We start from the raw sequence: 13,021 nt of genomic DNA, 5'->3' as shown, positions 1-13,021 counted from the left end.
CGCCTTGGTCAAGCGAGAGTGAAGAGCACCCGCCGCTCGGTGACGTCCACCTCGGCGAGCGTGACGTCCACCCGTTCGCCGACGGGCAGGTTCAGCCCCTCGACCCTGCCGCGGACGGCGGGCTCACGGATGGTGACAGTGCCGGAGTCGACCTCCGGACCGCCCTCCGCAGGACTCTCGCCGTCACGGCGACGCCGCCGAGAACCGTCGGACAGGTCGACGACGACGCCGTCGAACGTCTCCCCCACCCGCCCCTCGAGGACGAGCGCCTCGAGTGCGTTGACCGCGCCACGCTCGTAGCTGTTGGCACGCTGGGTGGTGCGGGCCATGGTCGCCGGCAGACCGGGCAGCGCCTCGAGCACCCAGTCCGGCACCTCGGTCCCGGCACAGTGCGCGAGGCACACCTCGAGCCCGTACCTGTCGACCAGGCGGCGCAGCGGCGCCGTGACGTGGGCGTACTCGGCGGCGATGGCGGCGTGGCGCGTGTTCGGCTCGGCGCGCTCCTGGTCCCGGCCGTCCTCCGGCGTCGCGACGCCGAGTGCGACGTAGTCGGCGCCGCGGAAGAGCGTGGTCGCCTCGTTGAGGAAGGCGGCGTGCGCGGGGACCGTCGAGTCGAGGGTGCGGAGCAGCTCCCCGTAGGTGGTGCCCTCGGGCCACGGCACGTTCAGGGCGGCGGCGGTACGCCGCAGTCGCTCGAGGTCTCGTGGGTCGGCCTCGGGCAGGGTGCGCAGGACGCCGACCCCCGCAGCACGCATGATGGCTGCCGCCGCGATCCCGGTGAGCAGGGAGATCTGCGCGTTCCACCCCTCGACCGGCAGGTTCGCCCGGTAGCTGAGTATGAAGCCGTGGTCGTTCTGCTCGGCACGCTGCTCGGGGATCTCGAGAGAGACGCCACCCCGTTCGCGCTCGAGCCGCTCGCGCAGCTCGCCGACGGCGCGCAGCAGCTCGGGCAGGTCGGTGGGGACGCCGTCGGGCAGGCGGGGGCCGCCGTCGTGCGCGTCCTGCACCTGCTCGTAGGTGAGCTGGGCGCGCGAGCGCACGGTCGCACGCTCGACCCGCGCGTCGCGGATCTCACCGGTCGCGTCGAGGCGCAGGTGCCACAGGCAGGCGGGGCGGTCCTCGCCCTCGAGCAGGCTGGCTGCGCCGGCGCTGAGTGCCGACGGGTGCAGCGGGAAGGAGCCGGCCGGTCCGTAGACGGTCACGCCGCGCCGGTGCGCCTCGCGGTCGATCGCGCCACCCGGCTCGACGAAGCTGGCGACCGAGGCGATGGCGTAGTGCACGAGGTAACCGTCGCCGTCGCGCTCGATGTGCAGTGCCTGGTCGAGATCGCGTGACCCGGGCGGGTCGACGGTGACGAAGGGGATGTCCGTGGCGTCGACGTCGGGCAACGGAGCGCGGGCTGCCGCCTCGGCCTCGGCGACGACGTCGGCCGGGAAGTCAGGCTCGATCTCCAGCTCGACCCGTAGCCGTTCGAGCGCGGTGCGGACCTGCTCGGGCGGTGCTGTGTCGAGGGTGAGCTGACGTGTGGGCACGGTGGAACACTATTGCGCCGTGGGCGCGTCCGCAGGGGCGTGAGGCTCAGTCGGGAGTCGTCGCGTGGGCCGACGAGGCGCGCCGGTCTCGCCGCCGCAGCGATCTGCGGTCGAGGATGACGGCGACCACGGCCCCGGCCAGGCCGCCGAACAGGCCGAGCGAGAGGAACAGCAGCAGGAACAGGTCCGAGCTCGCCAGCTCGCCCGGTTCGGTGAACAGGACCAGCGCGAGCGAGAGCAGGGCGCCCAGCAGGACGCCGAGGAGGATGAACCGTCCGAACCGCGGGGCCCTGCGGAACGTCGCGGGGTCCACGAACTGCTGGCGCGCCGGGTCCGGCGTCGGCCGGATGCTGCCGTCCGGGCCTGTCGCCTGCTCCGCAGCGTGCGGGCCGGCGTCGGTCTCACTCTGCTCCGCAGGTGGCACCGCGTCCTCGACGTCGGACGGCCCGACGGCCTCGGCCGGCTCGCGCCCGGGCGACACGTCGGCTCCGTCGGCGCGCGGCTCACCCCCGGCGTCCGGGCGAGGACCGTCGCCGGCACTGCTCTGGTGCGTGCGGTCGCCGGCGGTGTCCGGGCGGGGGCCGTCGTCGGGATGGTCCGGACGGGGGCCGTCGTCGGGAGGGTCCGGGCTGGTCACGAGGTGAACCTACCTGTCCTGGTGACGAGCGGGAGCACCGTGCTGAGGTCGGCCCGGGTGCCGGAGGCGGTGACACGGCCGGCGGCGACGGCGTCGTCCCACGTCAGGATGCCGGTGGCCAGGGCGAGCCAGGTGGCCTGGTCGGTCTCGACGACGTTGGGTGGCGTGCCACGCGTGTGGCGCGGTCCGGCGATGGCCTGGACGGCGCCGGCGGGTGGCACGCGGACCTCCACCGAGTTGCCGGGCGAGCTGACCGCGAGCTCCTCGAGGGTGAACCGCACGGCGGTGCGCACCACGGCGGGCGGTACGGCTGCGGCCCCCTCGCTCTGGGCCGCCGTCCACGAGGCGACGGCGGCCATGCCCTCGGTGGGGTCGATGCGTCGGCGGGGTGGCACGAGCTCCACGGTACCCGCGCGGGCGCGGTCAGCCGCTGGTGCGTCCCGCATCACCAGGGCCGGGCAAGCCCGTCCGAGAGCGGCCCTGGACGCGGGCCGCAGGCCGCTCCAGGACCAGACCGGCCGCGGTCCCGGGGGCTGACCGGGAGCCGTACCGGGACCCCGACCGGCGGCGGGGCCCGCACCTGAGGTGCGGGCCGCGCCGGTACTGCTCTGTGCTGCTGGTGCGGTGCCCGGTCCTCCAGGTCGGGCACCGCACCGGTTGGTCGGATCAGGGTGCCCGGCGCACGCCGAGGGTGTCCTCGCCGTCACCGTTCCAGTCACCGACGTAGATCTCGTCGCCGGCGCGGCCGTAGACGAGCACGATGTCCGCCTCACCGGCAGCGATCGTGTTCTTGACGTAGTACGTCGCACCACGACGCACCGCGAAGGTGTCGTCGCCGTCGCCGTCCCAGTCACCCGCGAGAGTGATGTCGTCCGCCCGGCCATAGACCACAACCTGGTCGGCCTCTCCCGGAGCGATCGTGTTCTTCACGTAGTAGGTCGGACCACGACGCACCGCGAAGGTGTCCAGGGTGTCACCGTCCCAGTCACCCACCACCACCTGGTCACCGGCCCGGCCGTACACCACGACCTGGTCGGCCGGACCACCCGCGAGGTTGTTCTTCACGTGGTACTCCGCCCCACGTCTGACCGCGAGGGTGTCGATGCCGTCACCGTCCCAGTCACCCACGAGCACCGTGTCGTCGGGATGGCCGTAGACGAAGACGTGCTCGGCCTCCCCACCACGGGGCTCGTTGTTGACGTAGAAGACGTTCCCACGACGCACCGTGATCGAGTCCGTGCCGTCCCCGTCCCAGTCCCCGATCAGGACCTCGTCAGCGAACCGGCCATACATGAACACATGGTTCGCCGTCGTGTCCCACGCATCGTTGAGGAAGAACCCGAACTGCTGCTCCGTCGGTTCCTCGGGCTCCTCCGGCGTCGTCGGGGCCACGAGCTCGAAAGTCTCCGTCAGCGGGGTGTCCGCTGATGAGGCACCGACGTGCACCGTGAACTCCCCGTCGGGGGTGACCCACTCGCCGTCCGCCCAGTTGCCCAGGTTCTCCGGCTCGTCCGGCACCCAGTAGGAGTACGGGTGGTTGGACGCACCGGAGTCGACCGGCAGCGAGACTCTCTCGCTCGCCCCCGGCTCCAGGTACACCTTGTGGAACTGGACCAGCCGCTTGGACGGCTGCCCCGCCTCGTCCGGCAGGGTGAGGTACACCTGGCCAGCCTCGGCGCCTGCGACGTCACCGGTGTTGGTGATGGTGAAGTCGACCTGCGCCCCGAGCTCGCCCGACTCGCCGACGATCGGCGTCACGGCGAGGTCGCTGTATTGGAAGGTCGTGTACGACAGGCCGAACCCGAACGGGAAGGTGGGTTCGACGTCGTGCGCCAGGTACCAGCGGTAGCCCATCTCGAGCCCCTCGGTGTACTGGGCGATGAGCTGGTCGGACCCGTCGCCGTAGGCACCGGGACCACCGGCCTTGCCGGTGTCCATTCTGGTACCGGGGAACTGCTCGACGGTCTGGGTGGCCGCCTCACGCTCGGTGACCCCGAACGTCATCGGCAGCTTGCCGGAGGGGTTGACCAGCCCGTACAGGACGTTGGCGACGGCGTTGCCGTCCTCCATGCCCGGGTACCAGGCCTCCACGACGGCTGGGACCCTGCTGAGCCACGGCATGAGGACCGCACCGGAGGTCTTGAGCACAACCACGGTCTTGGCCGCGTTCTCCGCCAGCACAGCGTCGATGAGAGCCTCCTGGTCGAGGCACTCCTCCGGCGTCTCGAGGCACTCCGCCGGATCCTCCTCGGGGGCGATGTCGACGTCGATCATCGGGAAGCCGAGGGTCTCGCGATCCTCCGTCTCGTGCGGGTCGTCGCCGGCCATGAGGATCACGAGGTCGGACTCAGTCGCCAGCTCGGCCGCCGCCTCAGGGTCGGAGCCGTCGTTGTACGTCACCGTGGAGTCGTAGCCGAGCTGGTCGATGACGTTGTTGAGCCCCTCCTCCGGGGTGACGGTGTAGGGCGTGACGACATTCTCGTTGTTGGCCCGGATGGAGCGCGGCGCCATCTTCGCCATGCCCGCGTACCACTCCGCGCCGATGAGGGCGATCGACTGCTCCTCGCCGCTCAGCGGCAGGAACTCATCGCTGTTCTTCAGCAGCGTGATGGCTCCCTCGGCGATCTCACGAGCAGACTGCCCGTTCGCCATCAGGTCGACGCTGTCCCACATGAACTCGTCGTACGGGGTGTCCATCTGACCGAACTCGATCATCTTGATGTACCGCTCGCGCAGCAGGTCGTCGATGTCGCCCTCGGTGATCTGTCCGGCTCGGAGCGCGGCATTGAGCTTCTCGTCCGTGTAGTACTGCGGAGCCCAGTCCAGCTCGACGTCGGTGCCTGCCCGGATTGCCGCGACGGTGTCGTGGATGGCACGTCGGTCGCTCATGACCCAGCCGTCAAAGCCCCAGTTCCGCCGCAGGGCGTCCTGGAGTAGCTCGGAGCTGTCGCACGCGTACGTGCCGTTGACGTCCGGGAAGGAGCACATGACCGACGCCGGTTCAGCATCGCGCACTGTCATCTCGAACGGCAGCATGTACAGCTCGTTCATCGCCTGGGAGGGCACCTGCACGCCCATCGTCCAGCGCTCGGTCTCCTGCTCGTTGCCGGCCAGGTGCTTGAGCTGCGACTGGATGTCCTGGTCCTCGATGCCCTGCACCTGCTCCGTCGCGAGCACGCCGGTCAGGTACGGGTCCTCGCTGAAGTACTCGTAGTTCCGCCCGCCCTGCGGCACCCGGAGGAGGTTCATGCCCGGTCCGAGCATGACCTGATGGGCGAATGCCCGGGTCTCCTCGCCGAGAATCCGTCCGAGCTCGTAATTCAGTCCGCGGTCGAAGGTCGCGGCGGCGGCGTTCGTCGACGGCACGCCGGTCGCCTCGGGATCGTCCCCGCAGGAGCCACCCTTGACTCCGGTGCCACCGTTCGTCATGCGCACTGTCGGTATGCCGAGACGCTCGATGCCCTGGATCTGACGGCCGGTGTCCTGGAACGTGCAACCCGGCAGGGTGCCGAGCGGCGGAAATACGCCGTTCTGGTACTCGCTGGTACCGGAGCGGCCCTCGATGACGATCGGGCCTTGTCCGGTGTCCGCGTCCTCGTAGATACGGGAGATCCTGATCTGCTGGAACTTCTCGTCCAGCGTCATCTCCTCGAGCAGAGCCTCGGTCCGTTCCTCCGCGGACAGGCTGGTGTCCCGCCAGGGGTCGACGGTCTGGGCTGCGGCCGGTTGGCCGGCGACAAGCCCGGTGAAAAGAGCGATGCCGAGTGCGGGATATGCCAGTCTTCGCACAGGGCCACGGTGCCTAGTCATCATTGACTCTCCAGGTTCGGGTCGATCGAGCGCGGACCAGGCGCTCGAAGTGGTGAGACGGTGCCGTGGCCTCCCTTCTTGCCCCACGGCCGACGGTCTCTCGGCCGCCGACCGGGACGAGCGGGCCCGCACCGCTGGTGCTGGCTCCTCGCCCCTCTCGTCTGGTTGTCTCGGGTGGTGCGGTGCCCGGTCCTCCCGGTCGGGCACCGCACCGTTGGGTCTCGGATCAGGGTGCGCGGCGCACGCCGAGGGTGTCCTCGCCGTCGCCGTTCCAGTCACCGACGTAGACCTCGTCGCCAGCCCGGCCGTAGACCAGGACGATGTCGGCCTCACCGGCGGCGATGGTGTTCTTGACGTAGTACGTCGCGCCACGACGCACCGCGAAGGTGTCGTCGCCGTCACCGTCCCAGTCACCGGCGAGCGTGATGTCACCGGCCCGGCCGTAGACCACGACCTGGTCGGCCTCACCGGCGGCGATGGTGTTCTTGACGAAGTACTGCGCACCACGGCGCACCGCGAAGGTGTCCAGGGTGTCACCGTCCCAGTCACCAACGACCACTTGGTCACCGCTGCGGCCGTAGACCACCACCTGGTCGGCGGGGCCGCCGGCCAGGTTGTTCTTCACGTGGTACTCGGCGCCGCGCCGCACCGCGAGGGTGTCGACGCCGTCACCGTCCCAGTCACCGACCAGGACCGTGTCCCCGGGCCGGCCGTAGACGAAGACATGCTCCGCCTCACCACCACGCGGGGCGTTGTTGACGTAGAAGACGTTCCCACGACGGACCGTGATCGAGTCCGTGCCGTCACCGTCCCAGTCACCGATCAGGACCTCGTCAGCGAACCGGCCGTACATGAACACATGGTTCGCCGTCGTGTCCCACGCATCGTTCAGGAAGAACCCGAACTGCCCGGTCGGCGCGGTGAAGGTGTGCGACCACTCCGCCGTCGCCCCCGGGGCCAGGACGAAGCCATCGAGCGCTCGCGCCATGACCGTCACCATGCCGCTCCCGGTGTGCGTTCCCGCCGCGACCACCTGACCGCCGACGACGTACTCGACCCCGGGTGTGCTCGGCACCGTGTAGGTGCTGTTGGTGTCGGAGAACGTGACCGGAGCGGGCGTGACCGGCTGGAGCTCCGGAGGTGCGGTCAGCGTGAGGCCGGCCTCCTCCAGCGCCGTGTCGGCGGACGAGGTACCCACGTGGACCGTGAACGGACCGTCGGGCGTGGCCCACTCGCCGTCCGCCCAGGTCCCGTTGGGCTCGGGGACGAAGTAGGAGAACGGGTGGTTGGAGGCACCGGAGTCGATGACCAACGAGACGCGTTCGCTCGCCCCCGGCTGGAGATCGACCTTGTCGAACTGCACCAGCCGCTTGGACGGCTCGTCCGCCTCGTCGGGCAGCGTCAGGTAGACCTGCGGCGCCTCGGCACCGCGGACGTCACCGGTGTTGGTGACGGTGAAGTTGACTCGCAGCGCCGGCTCACCGGAGCTGCCCGTTAGTCGCATGACGTTCAGGTCGCTGTAGTCGAACGTCGTGTAGGACAGGCCGTGCCCGAAGGCGAAGGCCGGCGCGATGTTGTGCGCCTCGTACCAGCGGTATCCCATCTCGAGATCCTCGGAGTACGTGGACTCGAGCACTTCGTCCGTCTCGGTGCCGAACTCCGGGTCGCCAGGCTGTGGTTCGAACGCGTCCGTCGGGATCCCCGGGAACTGCGACTCCGTGGCGAAGGCGGCCTCCCGCTCGGTGATCGGGAAGGTCATCGGGAGCTTGCCAGAGGGATTGACGACGCCGAAGAGCACGTTGGCCACGGCGTCGCCGTCCGTCTGGCCCGGGTACCAGGCCTCGAGGATCGCCGGGACCTGGTCGCGCCAGCCCGTGAGGACCGGGCCGCCGTTCTTCAGCACGACGACCGTGTTCGGGTTCACGGCGGCCACGTCGCGGATGAGCTGCTCCTGGTCGAAGTTGATGTACCCCTCCTCGTCCGGGTCCACAACGTCGTCGGGACCAGGCAGGCGCAGGGTGCTGCGGTCCGAGCCCTCGACGGAGAGGTCACCGACCATGATGATCGCGGCGTCGTGGTCGTCGGCGGCTTCGATGGCCGTCGTGTAGTCCTCGCTGTCCTCGCCGGCGTCGATGAAGTACGGCACCACCTCCGTGTCGGAGCCGAGGTCCTCGAGCGTGTTCTCGATGCCTTCGACACCACCGACGATGTACTCGTCCGGCGCATTGACGGTCGAGTCGAGGTTCGGCGAGTTCGGGCCGAACTTCGCGTCTTCGGCGAAGTAGCGCGCACCGATCACTGCGACCGAGTCGAGCGCACCCGCGTCGAGCGGGAGGGTGCCGTCGTCGTTCTTCATGAGCACCATGCTGTCCTCGGCCATGGCGAGGGCTCGGTCGTTGTGGTCCGCGAGCAGGTCTTCCTTCGCGTCCTCCTCCATGAACCCGGTGACCGGGTTGTCGACCAGACCGAACTTGAACATCTGGGTGAAACGCCGGTGGAGCATCGTCTCGATCTGCTCCCAGGTGATCTCGCCTTCCTCCGCCGGGAGCTCGTTCTCCCCGTCGTCCGTCGGTCCGAGATCCCCGGCCAGTGCGCCCCGGATGCGCTCCTCGGAGAAGTAGACCCGGCGGGGGAACTCGAGGTCGAATCCCGCGTCGATCGAGTCGATCGTGCTCAGGGTGGCGCGACGGTCGCTGAGGATGTAGCCGTGCCAGTCCCAGCGCTCGCGTGCGACATCGGTGAGCAGCTCCGGGTTCTCACAGGCGTAGACGCCGTAGATGCGCGGGAACGAGCACATCATCGATGCGACGTCGCCGTCCTTGGCCGCCATCTCGAAGGGCAGCAGGTAGAGCTCGTGCGCGGCACGGGGCGGGATGATGGTGTTCATCGACCGCCGGTTCGTCTCCTGCTCGTTGAAGGCGTAGTGCTTGACGTTCGCGTGTACATCGTTGGACTGGATGGCCAGGATCTGCTCCACGCCCATGACACCGGACAGGTACGGGTCTTCGCCGAAGTACTCGAAGTTCCGGCCCGCCTGTGCGACACGGCCGAGGTTCACGCCAGGTGCGAGGAAGACCGCGTGCCCGTTCGCGCGAACCTCCGCGCCGGCCATGTCACCCCACTCGTAGGCGAGATTGCGGTCGAACGACGCCGCTACGCCGATGCCGGACGGGAGGCCGGTCGCCGACGGGTCGTCTCGGCAGTCGCCACCTCCGACGCCGGACGGTCCGTTGATCATGCGGATGCTGGGGATGCCCTTCTCGAGCATGCCTTCGAGGTGGCGGCCGACGTCGTACCACTCGCAGCCCGGCAGATCCTCGTTGCCGTCCGGTGGAGGATTCTCGTTGTCGTTGGTCGGTCCGGCGTTGTCGAGCTCCATCGCGATCTGTTCGATCTTCTCCTCTTCGGTCATCGCCTGGATGAGCAGCGTGGCGCGTTCTTCCGGTGGGAGAGAGGTGTCCATCCAGGGCATGTCTTCCTGAGCGGATGCGGGCGGGACCATGAGCCCCGCGAAGAGGGTGACGCCGAGTGCGGAATAGATCGCTCTTCGCACGAGGCCACGGTGTCTAGTCATCGTTGACTCTCCAGGTTCTGGGTGATTCGAGCGCGGACCAGGCGCCCACAGGCGGAATCGGAGCGGAACAGGTGCCGTGGCCTCCCTCCCAGCTGAGGGTCTTGCAGGATGTGTGCCTTGCCGACGTGAGGACGGAATGCGCCTGTGAACCCGGCGGTCCGCCGTCGACGAGCGGTATGCGATGTGGAGATCGGCGGACGTCGCTCTCCCCGGAGCAGTGCGGCGCGGCCTGGTATACCGGGGCGGCGCCCGTGCCGGGTGTCCCTCGGTGATGTCCAGGCGGCCGGAGGGTGACCGCTCGAACCAGCCAGGACACATCTGCCGTGCCCCGGTGACTTCGTAGGAACGCCCGAGCCCCTACGAGCGACGTCAGTTACCACCCTTGGTAACGATCGCGAGCATACTCACTCGGCCGATGTCGGCAAGGCAACGGACGAGAAGAGCGAGAAGCAGGTGCGGTGCGGGGTGGCGACCATGGGTTCGAGTCGTCCTCGGCGACGCCCTCCCGACGCGGCGAGGCCCGCACCCCGGTGATTCGGGTGCGGGCCTCGCTGCTACTGCCAGGTTGTGCTGTGCGGTCTCGGATCAGGGTGCGCGGCGGACGCCGAGGGTGTCCTCGCCGTCACCGTTCCAGTCACCGACGTAGACCTCGTCGCCCGCGCGGCCGTAGACCAGGACGATGTCGGCCTGGCCGGCGGCGATGGTGTTCTTCACGTAGTACGTCGCACCACGACGCACCGCGAAGGTGTCGTCACCGTCGCCGTCCCAGTCACCGGCCAGGGTGATGTCCCCGGCCCGGCCGTACACGACGACCTGGTCCGCCTCGCCGGCGGCGATGGTGTTCTTGACGAAGTACTGGGCACCTCGCCGTACGGCGAAGGTGTCCAGCTCGTCGCCGTCCCAGTCGCCGACGACGACCTGGTCACCGGAGCGGCCGTAGACCACGACCTGGTCGGCGGGGCCGCCGGCGAGGTTGTTCTTCACGTGGTACTCGGCGCCGCGCCGAACCGCGAGGGTGTCGATGCCGTCGCCGTCCCAGTCACCGACCAGGACCGTGTCACCGGGGCGGCCGTAGACGAAGACGTGCTCGGCCTCCCCACCACGCGGCTCGTTGGAGACGTAGAAGACGTTCCCCCGACGGACCGTGATGGAGTCGGTGCCGTCACCGTCCCAGTCACCGATCAGGACCTCGTCGGCGAACCGGCCGTACATGAACACGTGGTTCGCCGTGGTGTCCCACGCGTCGTTGAGGAAGAACCCGAACTTGGCGTCGGACGGCTCGCCCGGCTCCTCCGGCTCACCGGGCTCCTCCGGCTCCTCGGGCTCGGTGGCCTCGGTCACCTCGACCGGGTAGGTGATCTCGGTGCCGACGTCCGTGGTGACCGTCAGGTCGTGGAGACCGGCAGAGAGCCCGGGGATGGTCGCCGTGATCGACGCGCGACCGACCTCGTCGGTCGTGTCGACGATCGCCGGGTCTACCTCGTCCGACCCGAGCTCCTCGCCGCCGAGCGAGAGCGTCACCTCGGTGGCGTCGGTCTCGTTGGTGCTGAAGTCGAGGGAGGACAGGTCGAAGGTGACCTCGGTACCGGCGACGAGCTCACCGTCGGCGGTGATGCCGACGGCGCGCTGGGCGAGGTCGGGGCTCGAGGGCTCCGCGTCCTCCTGGCCGAGGTAGTCGACCATCGCCTGCAGGTCGACGCGGCCGGAGTCCGCGGCGTTCGTGCCCTCCGCGAAGGTGGTGAAGTTGTCCCCGCCGGAGGCGAGGAAGGAGTTCATGACCACCTTGTAGGTTGCGGCGGGGTCGAGCGGCTCGCCGTCCAGCGTCGCACCGATGATCCGCTCGCCGGCCGGCGCCGTCGGGTCGTAGAGGTACTCGAAGCCCTCGGAGACGCCCAGCTTGAGGAAGGGCCGTGAGGCACCGGCGGGCTGCCACTGCTCCTCGAGCACCTGCATGATCTGGGCACCGGTCAGATCCTTGGTGACCAGCGTGTTGGCGAAGGGCTGGATCGCCGCGGCCTCTGCGAAGGTCACGACGCCATCGATGTTGGTGTCGGAGCCCTCCTCGCCGGCGTACGTCAGGTCTGCCCGAAGACCCCCGGGGTTCATGAACGCGATCTGGGCACCGAGCTCCTGCGTCGCCCACAGGTGCACGTCCGCGACGAAGTTGCCCAGTGTCGACTCGCCACCGCGGTTCTCCGACCCGTTCGTCTGACGAGCGCGGTTGAAGTCGGCCGTGATCTCGCCGAGGACCTCGGCCCCCCGCTCCTCGGCCACCGCGACGGCGTCAGTCACGATCGTCTCGACCTCGGGGTCTGCCGGGTAGTTCGCGACGTAGAGCGTCTCGCCTTCCTCGTCCTCGGTGCTGCTGTCCACCAGGTCGACCTGCTCGACGGTCGACGCGATCACGTCACCCGAGACGGGGTCCACCGTGAACTGGAGGTTCGTGAGGTACTCGCCGTACTGGCTCGCCTGGGTGACCTTCAGCCCGTCGATGTCGTGGTCGTACAGCACGTGAGTGTGCCCAGAGACGATCGCGTCGATGTTGTCGCTCGCCTGGTTGACGAGCTCACCGAAAGCGGTGTCCCCCGTGGCGGCCGCCAGCTCGGGGCTCGCGGCGCCGTCGTGGGCGAGGATCACGACGACGTCGGCCTCGCCGTTCGCGTCATCGTCGTCGGAGAGCTGCTCGGCCACCCGGTTGGCGGCCTCGGACATGTTGCCGAACTCGAGCCCTTCGATCCCCGCCGGCGTCACCAGAGATGGCACCTCCGGCGTCACCACGCCGACGAACCCGATCGTGACTTCGTTCGCGGTCCCCTCTTGCGCGGTGTAGATGGCGTACTCGTCGACGTTCGGCAGCGCCGGATCGGCCTCACCGGTCACGTTGGCGGCGAGGTAGGGGAAGTCCGCAGAGGCGCTCACCCGCCCCGTGAGGTCGTCGGCACCCTGGTCGAACTCGTGGTTGCCGACGGCGGAGGCGAACAGGCCCATCTCGTTCAACGCAGCGAGGGTCGGCTCGTCGTCCTGCACGAACGAGGTGAACGTCGATGCGCCGATGTTGTCACCGGCGGAGACGAGCACGGTGTCCGCATTCGCGGCGCGGAACTCGTCTGCCGCGCCGGCCATCACCGCGGCACCGGCCGACTCCTGGTTCGCCTCGAGTCGACCGTGGAAGTCGTTGAACGCCAGGACATCGACGGTCACGGACAACGCCTGTGTCGACACGGCGCCCGCCGGTAGAACTGTGAGACCAAGAGCGGCCAGCGAGGCGACGCTGATCGTCGCTGCTGGCCGTACGAAACTGCGTCCGTGTGGACGCGTACTCGCATGAGTCATTGTGGGATACCCCGATGCTCAGAGGGACAGTGGCGTCTCGGACCCTAGTGGAGCGCTGTGACACCGGTCACCGCTTTCGGTCTGCCGATCCAAGAGTTCTCCGAGTGTTCTCCCGGCGGTCGTCAGAGAACCCGA

6 protein-coding genes are annotated in these 13,021 nt (G+C 69.1%); all 6 read right to left on the bottom strand.

The features are described 5' to 3' along the window. Window positions 1–8: 8 nt before the first annotated feature. The 6 genes from GD748_RS07170 to GD748_RS07145 all read right to left on the bottom strand — a co-directional run bounded on the left by GD748_RS07170 (window position 9) and on the right by GD748_RS07145 (window position 12,754). Window positions 9–1,532, bottom strand: coding sequence for an RNB domain-containing ribonuclease (locus GD748_RS07170; protein WP_152194537.1), 1,524 nt, complete (start codon window positions 1,530–1,532; stop codon window positions 9–11). Between the two features lie 46 nt (window positions 1,533–1,578). Then, a complete protein-coding gene (locus tag GD748_RS07165) occupies window positions 1,579–2,169 on the bottom strand; it encodes a hypothetical protein (RefSeq protein ID WP_152194536.1) in 591 nt (196 codons plus the stop codon). Continuing rightward, window positions 2,166–2,564 (bottom strand): sterol carrier family protein, encoded by a 399-nt coding sequence (locus GD748_RS07160; protein WP_193312871.1) that lies wholly within the window; start codon window positions 2,562–2,564, stop codon window positions 2,166–2,168. The genes GD748_RS07165 and GD748_RS07160 overlap by 4 nt, the downstream gene beginning before the upstream one ends. A 271-nt stretch (window positions 2,565–2,835) precedes the next feature. Beyond that, a complete protein-coding gene (locus tag GD748_RS07155; RefSeq protein WP_193312870.1) occupies window positions 2,836–5,958 on the bottom strand; it encodes a beta-glucosidase in 3,123 nt (1,040 codons plus the stop codon). Window positions 5,959–6,205: 247 nt separating this feature from the next. Next, window positions 6,206–9,532, bottom strand: a complete 3,327-nt coding sequence (locus GD748_RS07150) for a beta-glucosidase (RefSeq protein ID WP_193312869.1) — start codon at window positions 9,530–9,532, stop codon at window positions 6,206–6,208. A gap of 606 nt (window positions 9,533–10,138) precedes the next feature. After that, on the bottom strand, window positions 10,139–12,754 hold the full coding sequence (locus GD748_RS07145; protein WP_193312868.1) for a bifunctional metallophosphatase/5'-nucleotidase: 2,616 nt from the start codon (window positions 12,752–12,754) through the stop codon (window positions 10,139–10,141). Window positions 12,755–13,021 lie beyond the last annotated feature (267 nt).

It is taken from the genome of Georgenia subflava, from assembly GCF_009193155.1.
Lineage (GTDB): Bacteria > Actinomycetota > Actinomycetes > Actinomycetales > Actinomycetaceae > Georgenia > Georgenia subflava.
The sequence above is the reverse complement of the archived record's forward strand: the minus strand, read 5'-3'. Positions and strand labels throughout refer to the sequence as shown.